Source organism: Flavobacterium sp. ACN6 (assembly GCF_002304005.1).
In the GTDB taxonomy this organism is placed as follows: Bacteria; Bacteroidota; Bacteroidia; order Flavobacteriales; family Flavobacteriaceae; genus Flavobacterium.
Map to the genome: position 1 here is coordinate 240,879 of NZ_MRCQ01000006.1, position 18,826 is coordinate 259,704.

Consider the following 18,826-nt stretch of genomic DNA (forward strand, 5'->3'; position numbering starts at 1 on the left):
TATTATTTTGTAACAAGTTGATTTTGATTTAAAATTCCATACACAGAACCTTTGATTTCAGTTCCTAAAAATGCAGAATTTTTTGATTTTGAAAGAATGTTTTCTTTCGTAAAAGCAGAATGACCTTCTGGAGTAAACAAGGTGAAATTTGCTTTTGCGCCTTCTTCAATCGTATTGTTTTCAAGACCAAAAACGGTTCTTCCTGAAGTTAGTTTTGCAACTACAGTTTCCAAAGGTAAAACGGTTAATAATGCGCCAAAAGCACTTTCTAAACCAATAGTTCCATTTTTAGCGGTATCAAATTCCATTTTTTTGAATTCAACATCAATTGGATTATGATCTGATGTAATCATATCGATCGTTCCATCGGCAATTGCGTTTAATAAAGCTTGTCTGTCTACTTCAGTTCGCAATGGCGGTGTAACTTTAAATCGAGTATCAAATCCGTCTAATTTTTCATCCGTTAAAACCAAATGATGTACAGAAGCGCTCGCCGTCACATGTAAACCTTTAGCTTTTGCCTCTCTAATTAATTCAACTGATTTTGCAGTAGAAACAGTCGGGATATGAAGTTTTCCGCCAGTATATTCTAATAAAAATAAGTTTCTCGAAATCTGCAGTTCTTCGGCTAAATTCGGGATTCCTTTTAAACCTAAACGCGTAGAAACAATTCCTTCATTAGCAACTCCATTTCCTTTGATATTTGGATCTTGTGAATAAGCAATCACTAAGCCGTCAAAATCCTGCACATATTGCAAAGCAATTTTAAGCAGATTGGCATTATCGATACTTTTATTATAATCGCCAAAAGCAACAGCGCCGGCTTTTTTCATATCGTAAAGTTCTGCCATATCTTTTCCTTCGCTCGCTTTTGTTAAAGCTCCAATTGGAAAAATTTCTGTTGCAAATCCATTCGCTTTATTTTTTACAAAATTTACTTGAGACTGATTGTCAATAATAGGGAAGGAGTTAGGTTGTAAAGCAATTGCTGTAAAACCGCTTTTTGCTGCAACATTCAATCCGTTTGCGATGGTTTCTCTGTCTTCGTAACCTGGTTCGCCTAATGAAACACTGCTGTCAAACCATCCTTGAGAAACGTGAAGATCTTCGAATCTTACAATTTCTGCATCGTCGTTTGGAAGTGAAGGGCCTATTTTTTCTATTAAACCATCTGCAATTAAAAGATCAACGGTCATATTGTGAAACGGACTTTTTGAATCAATAATTTTGGCGCTTTTGATGATTATTTTCATATGTAGATATTTTTTGTCGTAAAATGATTTTTGTAAAAAGTAATTGGTTTAAAAAATAAACGTAAAAGCTACTTCACAAATTTTATAATTGCCATTTCTAATGCTAAAAATAACAGTGCAAAGATAACAAACCATTTCCAAATTTGGCTGTCGGTTCGCTCAGTTTGTAAGGTATTAAAAATGGTTGAAATCGTATCAGCGGTTTTAAAATCAGAAACTACATTTGTATTTACCTGACTCAAATCGCTTTCGGTTCTTTTGTAATTAAAACTGATATTTTCAACCCATTCTTTTTTGTCAAAAACACTGTAATTGCCAGCAGTTTCTGGAAAATCATTAAAGGTTAATTTTACTTTATTATTTAAAATCTGTTGAATCGGAATAAAAGAATCTTCATTTCCTTTCACTTCTAAGATAGCATCTTTCGTCAATAAAACATCCACAAAATAAGGCTGATTGTTTCCTATTGTTAATGCATTTACACCCGTTTTTTGGTTGTTATGCGCTATTTTATAAAATAAAGGCACAATTAAAGGCGACTGTTGAAAATTAGAATTGGAACTATTAATCGGCGCTGTAAAAACCGTTATTGCTGAAACCTGATTTTGAACGGCAGTTACAAAAGGTGTCTGGTCTTCGAATGAAAGAACAGAAGGATAGGAACTTGAAACAGTAAATGAACTGTTGACTTTTGGATATTGAAAATTAGATATTTTGTTTTCAAAAACGCCAGAAAATAGCGGATGATCAAAGTTGATTTTTGTGATTAATTTGCTGTTGTTTTCTAAGGTATTGAATTGAACTTTTCCAAAATTACTAAGAAGTGCATTCAAATTAGAAACTGAACTTTTCTCAGCAGGAATTACAACCAAATTACCGCCCTTAGAAACAAAAGCTTTTAGAGTAGTCTGCAAAGCCTGCGGAATTTCGATCAATTCATTTAAAATAATCGTATTCTGTTTTTCTAAACTATTGTAATCTAAAGAACTAATAGAATAATTATGATAATTAAATTCTGCCGGCGTATAAATTCGAGACAAGAAATTACTTTTCTCTGGTTCACCAATACTTATTACGTTCGTTTTTTTGTTTTTAGAAATACTAAAAAACAGTTTGTTATCATACGTCAAACCATTGTCTTCAATTGTTACGTAGCCGTGAAAAGCTTCTTTTGGAATCGTAAAATTGATTTTCTTTTTCTTGGTATCAAAATTAATAATCGTCTTAGCGATCAGTTTGTTTTGATTGTATAATGCAGTCGAAACGGGTTTAAAATCTTCGCCATAAGCCGATAAATTAATTCCGATTTCATAAAAGTTTTCTAGGGTTTGATTGATGTAAACGCTGTCAATTGAAACGTTATTTTTTTGTTCAGCTTCTGGAACAATGAAATAGGGTTTTTCGTCGAAATCTATAGTTGCAATATCTTTTTGTTTCAAACCTACAGCATCGGTAATAATTACAATATCTTTTTTATGAGCCGATTTGTGGGCTTTGATTTTTGCTGTAATTGCCGAAAGATCAAAAGATGATGCACTGTATTTTAGGTTTTGTAAAGCACTTTTAGAAGATTTAATATCGGTGTTCCAAAAATTTTCCGTGTTTGTTAATAGCGAAAATTGAGTGTTTTCTGGCGTGTTTTCTAGTAATTCCTGAACAGCTCTTTTTAGCAGTTCGCCCTTTTTGCCTTTTGCCTGCATACTAAATGAATTATCCAAAACGATATACATTTCGTTTGAAGCATTTTTGCTGTCTTTGGCTTCAAAAAAAGGCTGTGCAAAAGCTAAAATAATGCAGGTAAGTAATAATAAACGCGTCGCTAATAAAAGGCGTTTTTTTATTTTTGAACTTTTACGGGTCTGAATGGCAAGTTCTTTTAAGAATCGAACATTCGTGAAATAGGAGGTTTTAAAACGTCTTAATTGAAATAAGTGAACCAAAATTGGAACGATCAATAAAAACAGAAAGTATAGAATTTCGGGATGTTTAAAATGCATTCTGGCTTCGATTTACTTCACTACGTTTTGTTTTTCGCGAAGATGCTGGTCAAAAATACGAATTAAAAATTATTTAAACCATATAAGTTTATTTTAGAAATTATAAGTAATGTTTCACAATTAAGATTTACTGAGGAAAAGTTTAAAATGAACTTATGCGATGGAAACCACGTTGACAAAATGTAACTTTTGAAATTTCATTTGTAATAAAGAAAGTATTTCAAAACGATATTATTCCTTATTTTAGCTGATTCAAAAAAACAAACTATGAAAAGAATATATTTATTTTTATTTTCAGCTTTATCACTGACCACGGTTAAGGCTCAAAGTAAATTCAACTTATTGGTTGGAACTTATACAAATACTTGCCAAAGCAACGGAATTTATGTTTATGAATTTGATGTGGCTAAAGGCGATTTTAAATTGAAGAATTCTTCAGAAAATGTTATCAGTCCGAGTTATCTTTCGGTTTCGAACGATAATAAATTTGTTTATGCTGTAAACGAAAACGGAACACAAAGTGCTGTAAGTGCTTTTGGATATGATTCGGCCTCAGGAAAATTAAAGTTTTTAAATACAAATCCTTCTTTGGGTGCAGATCCATGTCATTTAATTAATGACTATAAAAATGTAATTGTCGCCAATTATTCTGGCGGAAGTATTGTGGTTTACACGAAAAAACCAGACGGAAGTATTACTGCGGTACAGCAGATAATTCAGCATGAAGGAAAAGGACCAAATGCCGCACGTCAGGAGAAAGCGCACGTACACATGGTTGCCTTTTCGCCAGACAGGAAATTTGTTTTGTCGAACGATTTAGGTTTGGATAAGATATTTATCTATAAATACAATCCAGCTTCTAAAAACGAAATGCTGACTTTAAAAGGAAGTGTTGATGTAAAAGCGGGAAGCGGCCCGAGACATTTGACTTTTAGTAAAGATGGCAAATTTGTTTACCTAGTGCAGGAATTGGACGGAACTTTGACCACTTTAAGCTACGATAAAGCAGGAAGTTTGAAAGTAGTTGCTGAAACCAGTATTCTGCCAAAAGGATTTACAGGCGGAACAGGAGCAGCAGCGATCAAAATTTCGCCAGACGGGAACTTCTTGTATGTGTCTGATCGCGTAGATGCGAACTCTATTTCAGTTTATAAAATTCTTAAAACGGGTGCTTTACAATTAGTAGAACAGCAAAGTACTTTAGGAAAAGGTCCAAGAGATTTCGCCATCGATCCAACAGGAAATTACCTTTTAGTAGGACACCAATATACAAATGATATAGTTATTTTTAAAAGAGATAAAACAACAGGAAAAATCACAGATACAGGAAAAAGAATCGAATTGTGTTCGCCGGTAGGATTGGTTTTTACGAAGATATAGTTTTGTAAAGGTTCAGAGCAACAAAGGCTCAAAGGTACAGAGGTTTTATAATCTGTACTTTTGAGCCTTTTTTGTACTCTGTCGCTTTGTTCCTTTGAACCTTTGCGCCTAAAAGAGACCTATTTATCCTTATCTTTTCTCTTCTTATCCCTAGTTTTCAGCATATTTCTATTAACAGAACCATGCGTTTTCTTTTTGGTTTTTGAAGGACCTCCAAGGTTGACTTTTTTATTCTTTTTAGTTTTTTCATGAAAAGCACCGTCACCATCTAGTTTCTGTTTTTTCATTAAGAATTTTATCGGCTGTCTGTCTTTTTCAGGTTCGATTAATTTAGATGAAATTTCAACTTCTTCAGGAAAATCAGCAATTTTAAGTTCCTGATTCATTAAAACCTCAGCTTCAATTTTAAATTCTACTTCACGAGGCGTTACAAAACTAATAGCAGTTCCCGTTGCATCGGCACGACCGGTACGCCCAATTCTGTGCATATAAAGTTCTGGTAATTCTGGAAGTTCGAAATTAATAACATGCGAAATATTAGAAATATCCAAACCTCTTGCCATAATATCAGTCGTGATAAGACCACGCAGATTTCCTTCTTGAAATTCTGCCATCGTGCTTAGACGATAATTCTGTGATTTATTAGAGTGAATAACTCCAAATTGACCTTCAAACATTTCTTCAATTCTTGTATGAAGCATGTCTGAAATCTTTTTATTATTAACGAAAATAAGAATACGTTCCATGCTTTCGTCTGTTTCCAGTAAATGCTTAAGAAGATTTACTTTCGTGTTGAAGTTAGGAACATTATAAGTAAGCTGTGTAATTTTTTCTAACGGAGTTCCAGAAGCTGACAAAGTAACTTCCTCAGGAAAATCAAAATAATCATTTAAAATTGCATCAACTTCGTCAGTCATTGTTGCAGAGAATAAAATGTTTTGACGTTTCGTTTTCATCATTGCCAAAAGCGCTGTCAACTGTGTACGGAAACCTAAATTCAACATTTCGTCAAATTCATCAATAACCAGTTTTTGAGTTTCGTCAAAGCGAACTACAGCATCTAAAGCTAAATCCATTGTTCGTCCGGGAGTACCAACTAAAATATCAACACCCTCATAAACAGCTTTTTTTTGCGTATTAATGTTTACACCACCGTAAATTCCTAATGTTTTAACCGACATGTATTTAGTCAGTTTTTCCACTTCATCAACAACCTGAACAACTAATTCACGTGTTGGAACTAGAACTACAATTTTTGGTGTATTGGTATTTGTAAATTTATATAATTTTAAAAGAGGCAGTAAATAAGCAAATGTTTTACCAGTTCCGGTTTGCGCAATTCCCATCATATCTCGCCCAGAAGTAATCACTGAAAAAGATTTTTCCTGAATAGGAGTTGGCGTAACAAACCCTAAATCGTCGATTGCTTTTTGTACTGATTTTGGAAGATTAAATTTTTCGAACGTGCTCATTTGCTTTAAATTTTGTGCAAATGTACGTTAAATTGATGGTTTTTTGTTGAATTTGTAATTTTAGATGCAGTATTGTTGTACTGATTGCCACTCTGACCGAAGTCGAAGAGCATTTCGAGGCCTCTCCCGAAGTCCCGAGACGCTCGGCTTGACAATACAAAAACGAACACTAGTTTAACTAGGATATTTTATTTTTTGATGCTAAAAACCTTCAAAAACTCCTAAACCAAATAAAGCAAAATCATATTTTACAGGATCCTGCGGATCCATTTCTCTTAGTTTTGTGTCTAATTCCAATAAAGCTTTGGCGTCGTTTTGCTTTCGCGAAAGAATTTCAAGTTTGCGGGCAACGTTTCCCGAATGAACGTCGAGCGGACAAGATAATGCTGATGGAGAAATGCTTTTCCAGATTCCTAAATCGACACCTTTGCTATCTTGACGCACCATCCAGCGCAGGTACATGTTGATTCTTTTTGCTGCCGAATTGTTTAAAGGATCTGAAATGTGTTTTTGAGTTCTTGCCAAATGATCTGTTTCAAAAAATATTTTTTTAAACTCGTGAATGCTTTTTTGAAGACTATTTTCTTGCTGATTTTTGGCAAATACAGCTTCTAGTCCGTTGTGGTTTTTGTAAATGTGCTGTAATCCTTTTATGAAACCTGCAAAATCATTTCCGTTGAATGTTCTGTGGACAAAGGTTTCAAGCCGAGCCAAATCTTCGTCAGAATGTGACATGACGAAATCATAAGGCGTATTGCCCATTAATTCCATCATTTTGTGTGAATTTTTAATAATCATTTTTCGGTTTCCCCATGCAATGGATGCGCTTAAAAAACCAGCAATTTCGATATCTTCTTTTTGAGTGAAAAGATGCGGAATCTGCACAGGATCACTTTCTATAAAATCCTGATTATTATATTGAATGACTTTTTCGTCTAGAAATTCTTTAAGTTCTTTTTTATTCATTTTGAAATAAAATGTTCTTGTTTATTGAAGTGTCACAACGCTTAGGGAGTGTCGCCTCCAGATTTAGAAAAACAAGGTTTATTAACCGTAGTTTTGTTTATCGGGAGTATAGCGGACAGCAGGAAACATCTTCTAATTACTAATCTGGCCATCAACCATAACTAATTTTCTATCAGCCATATTCGCTAATTCTTCGTTGTGGGTTACGATAACAAAAGTCTGTCCGAATTCGTCTCGAAGCTGGAAAAATAATTGATGCAGATTTTCGGCAGAATGTGTGTCTAGATTTCCAGAAGGCTCATCTGCAAAAATAACGTCAGGTTTATTTATTAAAGCTCTTGCAACTGCCACACGCTGTTGTTCTCCGCCCGAAAGTTCGCTGGGTTTGTGATTGATTCTGTGTGAAAGCCCTAAATAAGTCAAAAGTTTTTTGGCTTCTTCTTCTGTTTTTGATGTTTTTTTACCAGCTATATGTGCAGGAATACAAACATTTTCAAGAGCGGTAAACTCCGGTAAAAGCTGATGAAATTGAAATATAAATCCTAAATTTAAATTTCTGAAATCAGATAGTATTTTATCTTGCTTACTTTTCTTTTTGAAATATCTCTGATAATAAACTAACATTGAAACAATTGGTAAAAATAAAATACCAACAACTACTACTCTGAGGGTGTCGTCAAATACTGCTTTTCTAAAAAATAATAAATAAACAGCAAGGATTATTATATAAAGAGACCCTGCCCAAGTAACGATTTTAAAAGTCTTTTCTTGTTTTGAATTGTTGTTTTTGAGATCTTGTAGTTCCAGAACATTTTTACCATTAATAGTTAAGGAAGAATCTGGGTAATGATCTGGTTTGTCTAAGGTTCCTAAAATCTGCAGTAACGTTGTTTTACCAGCGCCCGAAGCGCCAACGATCGAAACAATTTCGCCTTTTTTAATATGTAAATCAACTCCTTTTAAAACTTCAAGTTTGTCGTAGAATTTATGTAGGTTTTTTGCGTGTATCATTTAGAAAACTCTTTTTACAAAGAAACGAAGATTATGTGTAGAAACAAATTACAATATTTAAAATTCCAAATTCCAAAAAAAGAGCGAAGTGATTTTTTTAGAAAATCTAATCCCGAGGCTTCGGGACTAAAATCTATCCCGCCGTTTCGCGACTAAAATCTAAAATGGAATGTTTATTGATATGGGAATTTTAGAAATAAAACATGAAAAAGAAATAATAGAAATTAATAGTTTATTTCTAATTTCGAATAAACTTCAAAAATCGATGAAAATGCAAGATTTAAATGTTGTTGAAGATAATAGAATGTCAAAATTAATAATTGGTTTAATTTTGGACGGAATTGGTATGATCTCATTTTCCATTCCGCTTCTTGGTGAGTTTTCAGATGTAATTTGGGCGCCTATTGCGGGTGTTATTATGACTCGAATGTATAGAGGACGAGTAGGGAAAGTGGCTGGTGTATTAACGTTTTTAGAGGAATTACTTCCTTTTACAGATGTTATTCCGTCTTTTACGCTGACTTGGATTTATACTTACTTTTTTCAAAAAAATAACGAAAACATCTAAATAATTTAGGCTGACTTATCTTTAAATAAAAATCCCAGCCCCATTCTTTTTAGCATTTTCTTTTCGAAATTCCAAAAGAAACGGAATTGCCCAAAAATGGTTCCAATAGCAAGTAATAAAACTTGGTAAACAGGAAGGATAATTAGAAGACGGATTAAAGTAAACCAAACAACTCCTAAATCTTCTTTGTGTATTCCTACCCAATCGCAAAAAGGTCTAGAAATCCATGCAGATGCCGATCCAGTGATAGCAAAAACAATAAATATGATGATGGCTTGTAGGTTGGATGTAATTCCCCAGCGTTTTTTAAGTTTGTCCATTATTTACTTATAACCATTACAAATATACTAACATTATCTTTGCGGCACATATCCCGCGAGCTTTTGTTTGTAAGTATTTTGAAAATAAATCATATAGTTATAAATCAAATAATTTACTTCATATCCATAATGAATCTGTGGCTGGTAATCTATTGTCATTTCGTATAAATTCGGATCATAACGATTGGGTTGTGTAGCTCGAATGTTCCATTCCAAAACATACTGATAGTTTTTATTTTCGAGATAACTCAAGGTGTAATGATTTCTAGGAAGCGCACGAGAGTTTAGCCAACTGTTGAAACCATTATCAATAATAATAACTTCATATTCTAAAGAATCATTCGCAATTCTGACTGTGTCTTTTTCTTTTTTGTTTGATGCATTATCATTGCTGGCAATATTTTGCGATGTTGTAGAACAAGCAATTATTGCAAATAAAACAATTAATATGGAAATGCATTTTTTCATGAATTAAATTTACAAATAAATCACGAGAGGCAGGAGCGTTTTAACAGAATTTAGGTTTTTTTAGAGGTGCAAAGGTGCAGAGGCTCAAAGGTTCAGAGGCTCAAAGGTTCAGAGGTTCAAAGGTGCAAAGAGGCAAAGGTTCAAAGATGCAGAGTTTCAAAGCTGTACAAAAAAAATGTTTACATTACGATGTAAACATTTTTAAGTGCTTTTTTAAACCTTTGTTCCTTTAAACCTTTACCTCTTTGAACCTTTCTTTACTTACTTCCAAACAATTTCCCAATAAATCCAGCTATACCGCCTTTTGTTTTGGTAACTACTAGAACATCGGCAACATCAACTTTTCCATCGTTGTTTTGGTCTAGGCCAAACTGCATTCCGTATTTAGAGATGGTATCCATTATTCCAGAAGCCTGACCGCTGTTTCCTGATATAGCACTGATAATATCTGATATTTGAAAACTATTATCATTAGGATCTTTTGCTTTATTAACCAAAGAACCCAAAATCTGTGGAATTAAATTGGATGCAACTCCACTTGAATCTGCACTGCTAAGTCCAAATTTCTGACCAAGATTACCGCTTAATTGTTGTTGAATTTGCTGTACTACAGGATTAGAACTGTCGATACTTGAATTTCCGCTAAATAATCCGGCAATTTGATCGGTTCCGCCTTCAGAAACAATTTTTTTTAAGCTTTCAAAAATAGAGCTGCTAGTTTCGCTAATTACAGCTTGATTGTACTCGTTTGGGACAGCGGTATTGTTGACAACAGCGTCACCTCCATATTGTTGTACTAATTGGGTTAATTGTTCAAACATGATATATATGAGTTTAAATTATACGCCAAAAATAATAAAAAAAAGAAAGATATTTACTACAATTCTATAATAAATACCTTTAAAGATAATCTATTTTTTTATTACTAGCTTAACAAAGTAATAATTTGTGAGGCTACTTTTTTGAGTTTTTTGCTTTGCACCAGGTAGTTACGTCCTCAGGATTAAACCCTGGACAAGTGTGGATGTCCTTTTTCGGAAAAAGGAGCACATCATTATTAAAGGAACTCAAGTTGAAATAATAATTCGTGAAATCTTCGCCATATCTCCAAACATCACTAGAGCCGTTATTATGAACAGTCTCGGTAAATGTAAAAATAGAAGACTGTTTTGGAATAAAATATGCTTTTTCGATAACAAGTGAAAATATATTTCCAAAGACAGAGGTACAAAATAAGACGATTAGAAATGTAAGCAAGATTAAACGAAATATCCACCTGCGTATTATTTTTTTCTTATTAATCTTCATATCGTTTAATTTACGTGCAAACTACTAAAAAAAACAAAGGGATTTACTACTTAACATAGTAAATCCCTTTAAAGTAATTTTTATTTTCTGTTTAGCTCAACAAAGAAATAATTTGTGAGGCTAATTCAGTACCAATTCTATCTTGTGCCTCTCCAGTTGCAGCTCCAATGTGTGGAGTCAATGAAATTTTAGTGTGCATTAAAATTGCCATTTCTGGTTTTGGTTCACTTTCGAAAACGTCTAATCCAGCAAAAGCAACTTTTCCTGAATCTAAAGCTTTAACTAAAGCAACCTCATCAATAACGCCACCACGAGCACAGTTTACAATTCCAACTCCGTCTTTCATGATTTCAAATTCTTTCTCTCCAACGATATAACCATTTTGAGCAGGAACGTGTAATGTAATGAAATCAGCTTCTTTAAATAAAGACTCTAAAGATTGAGAAACAACTGTAGTTGTAATTGATTGTCCGTCGAAAAACTCAACTTTTATATCAACCTGAGGGATGAAGCTGTCTGCAGCGATAACTTTCATTCCTAAACCAAGAGCCATTTTTGCAGTAGCTTGACCAATACGGCCAATACCAACAATACCTAGAGTTTTACCTCTTAATTCAGTTCCGTTAGCATATGCTTTTTTCAAACCTTCAAAATTGGTATCTCCTTCAAGAGGCATATTTCTGTTAGAATCATGTAAAAAACGTACACCATTAAATAAGTGTCCAAATACCAATTCAGCAACAGATTCTGAAGATGAAGCAGGAGTATTGATTACATGAATTCCTTTGCTCTTAGCATAGTCAACATCAATGTTATCCATACCAACACCACCACGTCCGATGATTTTGATGCCAGGACAAGCGTCGATAATATCTTTACGAACTTTAGTTGCACTACGAACTAAAATTACGTCTATGTTGTTTTCATTTATATAGTTAGCTACTTGTTCTTGAGCTACTTTTGTAGTTATAACTTCAAATCCGCCTTTTTCTAAGGCTAGAATTCCACTTTTAGAAATTCCATCATTTGCTAATACTTTCATTGTATTTATTGTTTATTTGGTTAATCGTTTAATTGTTTAATCGATAAACCAGCTATTTGATTTTTCTTTTTTGATATTTTAAAGGAAGTATTTTTTGACGATTAAACAGTTAAACAAATTAACGATTAACCGAAAAAAACTAAACTTTAGACTCCAATGCTTTCATTACATCAACTAAAACCTGAACACTTTCGATAGGCATAGCATTATAAATAGAAGCTCTGTAACCTCCAACAGAACGGTGTCCTGGTAATCCAGAAATGTTTGCCGCTTTCCATAAAGCATCAAAAGTTTCTGTATGATCTGGATTGTTTAGTAAGAAAGTAACGTTCATGTTAGAACGATCTTCCACTGCAGCAGCACCTTTGAATAAAGGGTTTCTGTCAATCTCATTATAAAGTAAGTCAGCTTTTGCGTTGTTTAATTTTTCAACAGCAGCAATACCGCCTTTTTCTTTAATCCATTGTAAAGTTAAAAGAGAAACGTAAACAGAAAAAACAGGAGGCGTATTGTACATACTTTCTGCCTTGATGTGTTTAGCGTAATCTAACATACTAGGAATTGTTCTTCCGTTTTTGCCTAAGATTTCTTCTTTAACTACAACAAGAGTAGTTCCTGCAGGTCCCATGTTTTTTTGAGCTCCAGCATAGATCAAATCAAATTTAGAGAAATCTAATTCGCGTGAAAAAATATCAGAACTCATATCACATACAACAGGAATATTTGTTGCTGGGAAATCTTTCATTTGAGTTCCAAAAATGGTATTGTTACTTGTACAGTGAAAATAATCTGCATCAGCTGGTATTTCGTAACCTTTTGGGATATGTGTATAATTGTTGTCTTTTGAAGAACCTACGATAACCGTTTCTCCAAAAAGTTTAGCTTCTTTGATTGCTGCAGTAGCCCAAGTTCCTGAGTCTAAATAAGCAGCTTTTCCATTTTCTTTTAATAAATTATATGGAGCCATTAAGAATGCTGTACTTGCACCACCTTGTAAAAATAAAGCTTGATAACCTTTTCCTTGAAGTCCTAATAATTCTAAAGCAAGGGAGCGAGCTTCTTCCATTACTGCAACAAAATCTTTGCTTCGGTGCGAAATTTCAAGAATAGATAATCCTGAATCATTAAAATTTAAAATTGCTTTTGATGCTTTCTCAAAAACTTCCTGAGGTAAAATACTTGGTCCTGCGCTGTAGTTGTGTTTTTTCATGGTTGTTGTTAATAGTCGAAAATTTTAAAGACGCAAATTTCGGTAATAAGAGACGAAAAAGCGTTAAAATATTCGAAATAATTAAACATTTTATTACTTTGTTGTTAACAAAAACGTTATAGTATCGACATTATCTGCGTAATCCCACAATTGCGGTTTTTGCGTTTCTCCGAATGTTATACTTTCTGGACTTAAATTGCTGCTGACAATGCATTGAATTTGCTCTGAATCGGTTGTAAGACGTTTTTGAAGATCCTCAAGGCTTTCATAATATTCATAAAAAACGCTCGAAATAGGAGAGGCATAGCTTGAATCTTCTTTCAGTGTTAAAAATCCGTTGTCTAATAATTTGAAATTACTCATTAAAAAAACGGCTTTGTTGTAATCGTAATTATTAGCATATTTTTCATAGTGAATAACATCCTGATATTTAAAAATAGCTTGAAAAAAAGCATCAAATGAATAGCCTTTTGGGACAAAAAGCTTAGAAACATTTCGGCATCCTAAACCAAAATATCTAAAAATGTCTTCGCCTAATTCTTCCAATTCTTCATGGGTTTCGTTTCCAGTTAAAATTGCTGCAGAATTTCGGTTTTTACGAATGATTGAAGGTTTGTCTTTAAAATAATATTCGAAATAACGAGCTGTATTATTGCTTCCTGTGGCAATTACGGTATCGAAATTTTCCAGTTTTCCTTCCACGAAAGTGATCTTATCTTTTAAATTTTCATCAACAGCAATTAAATATTTGGCTAAAAATGGCAATAAATGCTGATCATTGGATGATGTTTTAATTAAAGCTTTGTTGCCAGTAATTAAAACAGACAAAAAATCATGGAAACCTACCATCGGAATATTTCCAGCTAATATTAAAGCAACAGTTTTTTCTTTTTTCTCGCTTTGGCCAAATTCCGCTTCGTATTGAGAAAGCCATTTTTCAAGGTTTTCTTCTGTTAAAGCTTCTGCCCAGGATTGAATAGCAAAATAAACCTGTTCAGGCGTATACCATCCATTATGCGATTGTGATAAATGTATAAGTTTTTCAAAATCATCAAAAAAGATGTCATTATATAAAACGTCAGATTTTTTCATGGATTGACCTTCAGAAAACTGACTTAAAAATTTTCCTAATTCAACAAAAACACTTTTTTTTGTTTCTAATGTCATAATGTTTGTTTATGAATTGTTTTGATTGTAATTTTGCACAAAAATAAGCATAATTAAGTCGAAAGTCATCAAGTCAAAGGAAAATGTCTTTTTGTTTGTTTGACTTTATAACTTTAAGACTTTTAACTTTAAGACTAAAACAAATGGCAATAATTATAACTGACGAATGTATTAATTGCGGGGCTTGTGAACCTGAGTGCCCAAATACAGCAATATATGAAGGAGCAGATGACTGGAGATATAAAGATGGAACAAGCCTTAAGGGGAAAATAGTTTTACCTGATGGAACTGAAGTTGATGCAGAAGATGCACAAACTCCAATCTCTGACGAGGTTTATTATATCGTGCCAGGAAAATGTACAGAATGTAAAGGTTTCCACGATGAGCCTCAATGTGCTGCTGTTTGCCCAGTTGACTGTTGTGTGCCAGATGACGATCACGTAGAAGACGAAGAAACTTTATTAGAAAGACAAGCGTTTTTACACGGAGAATAAGTATTCAAAAAAATAAACAAATAGTAATCCTGAGTCCATAAAACTCAGGATTTTTTTTTACCCTGATATCAGGTATTTTTAAAAGTTAGTGTATTGATAACTAATGTTTTATTTTTCATGTGTTGCGTAATTGTTAAAAAATTAATACTTTAGTTGAAAAATTAATAACGCCTATGAATAGATTGCTACTTTTATTTGTCGTTTTACTCAGTACTGTAAGCGTTTTTGCACAAAGCGAAGAGTATTCCATACTTGTTAGAGATATCGAAACATTGGAGCCTATCGAAAATGCAACTGTCGTTATCTTAAAAACAAAACAAGTTTTAATGACTAACGAAGATGGTAAGGTTACTTTTGTTTTGAGCGGCGGTTCGAATGTAGAGGTTTCAGAAATGAATTATGAAGATCTGACAATACGCTGGGCTTCATTAAAAGAAAATGAGTTTGTAGTTTATCTAAAAAACAAAAAAGAAAACTTAGACGAAGTTGTCGTTTCAAATGAAAATCTTCAAAAAACACTTCAGAAAATAGTTGCAAATTCAAAACAAAAAATAAGCGTCTCTCACCGTTTAAAAGTATATGTTAGAGAGTTTTTTATGCTCGATAACCAGTATTCGTATTATAATGACGGATTGGTTAATTTTCAATTCAATAAAAATAATTCAACTACTTTGCTGGTAGAGCAAAACCGTTCGTACGGATTATTGGATACTACAGATGTCAGCGCTGATTTGATGGGATATAATTTGAATAATATCATGGAGAATTATTCAAGTTTTAAATATTTTGATCCGCTGTTGGATTCTAAGTCAAAGAAAGAATATGATTTTACGGTTAAAGGACATTCTAAGAATAAAGAGTATTATGTGATGTCGGTTAGTCCGTTGGATAAGGCTAAAGAAGCGATAGATAATTTTGAAATAATTTATGATCCGATAAAGAAAATAATTTTAGAATTTACGATTTCAGTTACTCCGGCGAGTCTCGATAAAATTGAAGATAAAACAGGTACAGGCGATAAAAATATCACTAAATCATTTGTAAAAGTAAATTATCGCTGTGACGGAACCGATTATTATCTGCTAAGTTCTAACGAAGAAATAGGTTATAGGGTTGTTTTAAAAGATAAACCTAAAAATATTCAAGTCCGAAATAGTTTTGTCACTACGGAATTCAATAAACAAAATTTCACTTATAGCGAAAGTGATGTTTTTAAAGAAAAATCGCTTTTTAATAAGAGAAATAAAATCCTGACGAATTATTGGGATATTTCTGGTTTTACCGCTACCGATGAAGAAAAAGCGATTATTGCCTCGTTAGAATTTAAATTGTAATTATATAAGCAGAAAAAAAATCCTGAACTTAATTGTTCAGGATTTTTCGTTTATAAACTATTGATAATGCATTGTCAGGCTAAGCGAAGTCGAAGCTTTTGTATATTAAAAATTAAACCCAAGTCTTGCGTAGTAATAAGCACCGCTGAAACCCATTTGTACAGCATCCCAATAACCTCCTGCTTCAGTATTTCCTTGCTCGTCTTGTTTCGTTGGGTAAACATTAAATAAATTGTTGCTTCCTACAGTCAATTTTAAACTTTTAGTAAATTGATATCCAATTGTTAAGTCGGTAATCAATCTCGGATTGTAAACATCGTCTTCGTCTGCGTAGTCAACTAAAACCACTTTGCTAAAACGTGTAAAAGCCAATCCAGCATCAAATTTATTTTTATTGTAAGTAAGGTTTAAACCAAATTTATTATCTGGGGCAGAAGCCAATAAGAAAGCTTTCTCGCGTTTTCCGAAGAAAGTGGCTTCATCCAGAGTACCATTTTTAACCTTGTCAATTTTCATGTCGTTGATGTTTCCAACCAAAGTAGCGCCAAATTGACCAAAATCAAATTTTTTCTTCCAAGAGAAAACAATATCTAAACCGTGCGTACTGGTGTCAACACCATTGGCGAAAAATTGTGCTTCAGAAACACCAAGGTTTAATGCGCTCGCATCAAAATATCCCGTAAGAACGATACGATCTTTTACCTGAATATAATATCCGTCAATTGTGGCAGTGAAATCACCAAAAGATGCTGTGAAACCCAAAGAAGCATTTACGGCTTTTTCCTCATTCAATTTATCAATTCCAAAAGCTCTTGTAACAGGACTGTCGTTTGGAGCCAATAAAACTTCTGTTGCACCGCTTGCATTAAAATTGGTAAAACGTAAATTATAATAAATCTGAGCTAAAGATGGAGCACGGAAACCTGTACTAACAGATCCTCTTGCATTAATATGATCTGTAATTTTAAGTCTTGAAGCTAATTTTCCGTTTACAGTACTTCCAAAGTCACTATAATTTTCAAAACGAACTGCACCGCTGAACATTAAAGCGTCTGTAACATCTATTTCGGCATCAGCATAAAGAGAGAAGTTGGTGCGATCTTTATTAACTTCATTTAGCGGACTGTATCCTGGGAAACCTTGAGAACTTCCAGGTCTTGGTTCTCCAGAAATAGGATCAATAGGAGCGCTTTGTGTAGTAGGATCAGTTATTGGTTGTCCATTTGTGTCATAAGTTGTATATGAACCTTCTTCTCCAGCAAAAATTTCGAATTTTTCTACTCTAAATTCCGTTCCAAAAGCAATGTTTAAACCGCTTAAAACATCTCCATAGTTTTTTGAAATGTCAAAATTGGTTGTGTTTTGAAGTAAGCTGTGCCCTCCTGCATCAAACTCAAGTGGAGAATTTTCTTCAAGAGAAGCATTTATAGTTCCTTTAATATCGTATTGAAATTTATTTTTACCAAAAGTATTACTCAAGTCAAATTTCCATCCGCCAGAAGTTTCTGTTCTAATTCCCGCAGCAACTGAATTATCATTAATTTTAGAAGTAATTCTTGGCGTATAACCGCCTGGGTAAACAGATTCTACAACTCTTTCGCCATCATTTCGGGTAAAAGCATAAGCATCTGTATCTCTAAAATTACTTCCTCCAAAAGCATAAAATTCTGTTTTGTCTGAAATTGGAATCGCAAGATTTGCAAATAAATTTACGCCTTGCATTTCAGCATCGCCAAAACCTTTTCTAAAATCATATGAAGGTCTTAGCGTTTTGTTTTTGTTTAAAAATTCTCCTGTAATATTTACGTAACCACCTTTGCTTCCAATTTTAGTCCCGTAGTTTGCAGCAACTCTTACAGAGCCTCCGTCAAAATCCTGATCTTTTCCGTATGAATTTCCATTTCCATTTTTATCCAATCGATAGCCTTTTGTATTTGGAGTTCCTTCAAGAAAATCACCTTTTGCGTGTGTGTTAAACACACCATACGTTATAGATCCTGTTAATTCGTCTACATTGTCATTGGTTACAATATTAATAACTCCCGCAATGGCATCAGATCCATATTGTGCGGAAGCACCGTCACGAAGAATTTCAATTCTTTTAATAGAAGCGGCAGGAATAGCATTCAAATCGGTTCCAGTATTACCGCGGCCACGTGTTCCAAATAAATTTATTAACGAAGATTGATGTCTTCTTTTTCCGTTAATCAAAACCAAAGTCTGATCTGGTCCCATACCTCTTAAAGAAGCAGGATCAACGTGATCGGCACCATCAGAACCAGATTGTTTATTGGCATTAAAAGAAGGCGCTACATATTGCAGTAACTGATTAATTTCAATTTTTCCACTTTGTGTTGTAACATCTTTTACGTTAATTACATCAATAGGAACAGCCGAATTTACAACCGTTCTTTTTGCATTTCTAGATCCCACGACTACAACATCATTTAAAACCTGACCGTCGCTTTCTCCTAAAACCACTTCTATTTTGCCGTTAGAAGCTGTTCTTTCAACCGTTGAGAATCCAACATAACTAAAAATTAATGTTGCTCCTTCTTTTACATTTATTTTAAAACTACCTTCAAAATCAGTAGAAACTCCATTCGATGTTCCTTTTTCAACAATATTTACACGAGGAAGCGGTGCGCCAGATTTGTCTTTTACAACACCCGAGACCTCTTTTTGCGCAAAGAGGAATGCTGAATTCAGCAGAAATAAAAATAATGCAATCTTTTTCATGGTAATTGGTTTATTGATTTGTTTTTTATTGATTAGTTTTATAAAAGTAATGCATTTTAACAAAATTTTAATAAAATGTTTAAAAATTTTCAAGAAT

The 18,826-nt window shown here is 33.5% G+C and carries 15 protein-coding genes and 2 pseudogenes; 4 read left to right on the plus strand and 13 right to left on the minus strand.

From position 1 onward, the window contains the following. Positions 1-2: 2 nt before the first annotated feature. Both BSF42_RS11505 and BSF42_RS11510 read right to left on the minus strand, forming a co-directional pair. The gene (locus BSF42_RS11505; protein WP_095953235.1) at positions 3-1,253 is read right to left on the minus strand and encodes a dihydroorotase family protein; all 1,251 of its coding nucleotides are present in this window, start codon (positions 1,251-1,253) and stop codon (positions 3-5) included. Between the two features lie 68 nt (positions 1,254-1,321). Further along, entirely contained in the window at positions 1,322-3,250 is a 1,929-nt protein-coding gene (locus tag BSF42_RS11510; protein WP_095953236.1) for a BatA and WFA domain-containing protein, read from the minus strand. Between the two features lie 267 nt (positions 3,251-3,517). Between BSF42_RS11510 and BSF42_RS11515 the strand changes: the two genes are divergently transcribed. After that, the gene (locus tag BSF42_RS11515) at positions 3,518-4,630 is read left to right on the plus strand and encodes a lactonase family protein (RefSeq protein ID WP_095953237.1); all 1,113 of its coding nucleotides are present in this window, start codon (positions 3,518-3,520) and stop codon (positions 4,628-4,630) included. A gap of 119 nt (positions 4,631-4,749) precedes the next feature. Here BSF42_RS11515 and BSF42_RS11520 read toward each other — a convergent pair whose 3' ends face one another. The 4 genes and pseudogenes from BSF42_RS11520 to BSF42_RS22800 form a co-directional block, all read right to left on the minus strand. Further along, complete coding sequence (locus tag BSF42_RS11520) at positions 4,750-6,102, minus strand: DEAD/DEAH box helicase (protein ID WP_095953238.1); 1,353 nt, start codon at positions 6,100-6,102, stop codon at positions 4,750-4,752. A gap of 201 nt (positions 6,103-6,303) precedes the next feature. Continuing rightward, positions 6,304-7,068, minus strand: a complete 765-nt coding sequence (locus BSF42_RS11525) for a TIGR02757 family protein (protein WP_095953239.1) — start codon at positions 7,066-7,068, stop codon at positions 6,304-6,306. Between the two features lie 132 nt (positions 7,069-7,200). After that, positions 7,201-7,650, minus strand: a pseudogene (locus tag BSF42_RS22795) (ABC transporter ATP-binding protein); the annotation flags it as partial. Between the two features lie 216 nt (positions 7,651-7,866). Next, positions 7,867-8,079 (minus strand): annotated as a pseudogene (locus BSF42_RS22800) (ATP-binding cassette domain-containing protein); the annotation flags it as partial. Between the two features lie 271 nt (positions 8,080-8,350). On the opposite strand from BSF42_RS22800, the gene BSF42_RS11535 reads away from it, so the two are divergent. Beyond that, on the plus strand, positions 8,351-8,647 hold the full coding sequence (locus BSF42_RS11535; protein WP_095953332.1) for a hypothetical protein: 297 nt from the start codon (positions 8,351-8,353) through the stop codon (positions 8,645-8,647). A 5-nt stretch (positions 8,648-8,652) separates the two neighbouring features. Here BSF42_RS11535 and BSF42_RS11540 read toward each other — a convergent pair whose 3' ends face one another. The 6 genes from BSF42_RS11540 to BSF42_RS11570 all read right to left on the minus strand — a co-directional run bounded on the left by BSF42_RS11540 (position 8,653) and on the right by BSF42_RS11570 (position 14,162). Further along, entirely contained in the window at positions 8,653-8,967 is a 315-nt protein-coding gene (locus BSF42_RS11540) for a DUF6787 family protein (protein ID WP_095953241.1), read from the minus strand. A gap of 33 nt (positions 8,968-9,000) precedes the next feature. After that, a complete protein-coding gene (locus BSF42_RS11545; protein WP_095953242.1) occupies positions 9,001-9,435 on the minus strand; it encodes a DUF6146 family protein in 435 nt (144 codons plus the stop codon). A 257-nt stretch (positions 9,436-9,692) separates the two neighbouring features. Next, the gene (locus BSF42_RS11550) at positions 9,693-10,256 is read right to left on the minus strand and encodes a DUF937 domain-containing protein (RefSeq protein ID WP_095953243.1); all 564 of its coding nucleotides are present in this window, start codon (positions 10,254-10,256) and stop codon (positions 9,693-9,695) included. Between the two features lie 578 nt (positions 10,257-10,834). After that, positions 10,835-11,785, minus strand: a complete 951-nt coding sequence (locus BSF42_RS11560; RefSeq protein WP_095953245.1) for a D-2-hydroxyacid dehydrogenase — start codon at positions 11,783-11,785, stop codon at positions 10,835-10,837. A 139-nt stretch (positions 11,786-11,924) separates the two neighbouring features. Then, positions 11,925-12,995: a 3-phosphoserine/phosphohydroxythreonine transaminase gene (gene serC, locus BSF42_RS11565; protein ID WP_095953246.1), complete on the minus strand. Its 1,071-nt coding sequence runs from the start codon at positions 12,993-12,995 to the stop codon at positions 11,925-11,927. A gap of 93 nt (positions 12,996-13,088) precedes the next feature. After that, positions 13,089-14,162, minus strand: a complete 1,074-nt coding sequence (locus tag BSF42_RS11570) for an acyl-CoA reductase (RefSeq protein ID WP_095953247.1) — start codon at positions 14,160-14,162, stop codon at positions 13,089-13,091. Between the two features lie 143 nt (positions 14,163-14,305). On the opposite strand from BSF42_RS11570, the gene BSF42_RS11575 reads away from it, so the two are divergent. Together BSF42_RS11575 and BSF42_RS11580 are read left to right on the plus strand one after the other, a co-directional pair. Continuing rightward, on the plus strand, positions 14,306-14,656 hold the full coding sequence (locus BSF42_RS11575; RefSeq protein WP_095953248.1) for a 4Fe-4S dicluster domain-containing protein: 351 nt from the start codon (positions 14,306-14,308) through the stop codon (positions 14,654-14,656). Positions 14,657-14,829: 173 nt separating this feature from the next. Next, positions 14,830-15,990, plus strand: a complete 1,161-nt coding sequence (locus BSF42_RS11580; RefSeq protein ID WP_095953249.1) for a hypothetical protein — start codon at positions 14,830-14,832, stop codon at positions 15,988-15,990. A 105-nt stretch (positions 15,991-16,095) separates the two neighbouring features. Here the strand turns inward: BSF42_RS11580 and BSF42_RS11585 are convergent, their stop codons facing one another. Beyond that, positions 16,096-18,729 (minus strand): TonB-dependent receptor, encoded by a 2,634-nt coding sequence (locus BSF42_RS11585; protein WP_095953333.1) that lies wholly within the window; start codon positions 18,727-18,729, stop codon positions 16,096-16,098. Positions 18,730-18,826: the final 97 nt, after the last annotated feature.

Coding starts and splice junctions, on each gene's coding strand:
- BSF42_RS11525 (WP_095953239.1), bottom strand. CDS start 7,068: ATGAATAAAAAAGAACTTAAAGAATTTCTAGACGAAAAAGTCATTCAA.
- BSF42_RS11535 (WP_095953332.1), top strand. CDS start 8,351: ATGCAAGATTTAAATGTTGTTGAAGATAATAGAATGTCAAAATTAATA.
- BSF42_RS11545 (WP_095953242.1), bottom strand. CDS start 9,435: ATGAAAAAATGCATTTCCATATTAATTGTTTTATTTGCAATAATTGCT.
- serC (WP_095953246.1), bottom strand. CDS start 12,995: ATGAAAAAACACAACTACAGCGCAGGACCAAGTATTTTACCTCAGGAA.
- BSF42_RS11550 (WP_095953243.1), bottom strand. CDS start 10,256: ATGTTTGAACAATTAACCCAATTAGTACAACAATATGGAGGTGACGCT.
- BSF42_RS11505 (WP_095953235.1), bottom strand. CDS start 1,253: ATGAAAATAATCATCAAAAGCGCCAAAATTATTGATTCAAAAAGTCCG.
- BSF42_RS11520 (WP_095953238.1), bottom strand. CDS start 6,102: ATGAGCACGTTCGAAAAATTTAATCTTCCAAAATCAGTACAAAAAGCA.
- BSF42_RS11540 (WP_095953241.1), bottom strand. CDS start 8,967: ATGGACAAACTTAAAAAACGCTGGGGAATTACATCCAACCTACAAGCC.
- BSF42_RS11560 (WP_095953245.1), bottom strand. CDS start 11,785: ATGAAAGTATTAGCAAATGATGGAATTTCTAAAAGTGGAATTCTAGCC.
- BSF42_RS11585 (WP_095953333.1), bottom strand. CDS start 18,729: ATGAAAAAGATTGCATTATTTTTATTTCTGCTGAATTCAGCATTCCTC.
- BSF42_RS11510 (WP_095953236.1), bottom strand. CDS start 3,250: ATGCATTTTAAACATCCCGAAATTCTATACTTTCTGTTTTTATTGATC.
- BSF42_RS11570 (WP_095953247.1), bottom strand. CDS start 14,162: ATGACATTAGAAACAAAAAAAAGTGTTTTTGTTGAATTAGGAAAATTT.
- BSF42_RS11515 (WP_095953237.1), top strand. CDS start 3,518: ATGAAAAGAATATATTTATTTTTATTTTCAGCTTTATCACTGACCACG.
- BSF42_RS11575 (WP_095953248.1), top strand. CDS start 14,306: ATGGCAATAATTATAACTGACGAATGTATTAATTGCGGGGCTTGTGAA.
- BSF42_RS11580 (WP_095953249.1), top strand. CDS start 14,830: ATGAATAGATTGCTACTTTTATTTGTCGTTTTACTCAGTACTGTAAGC.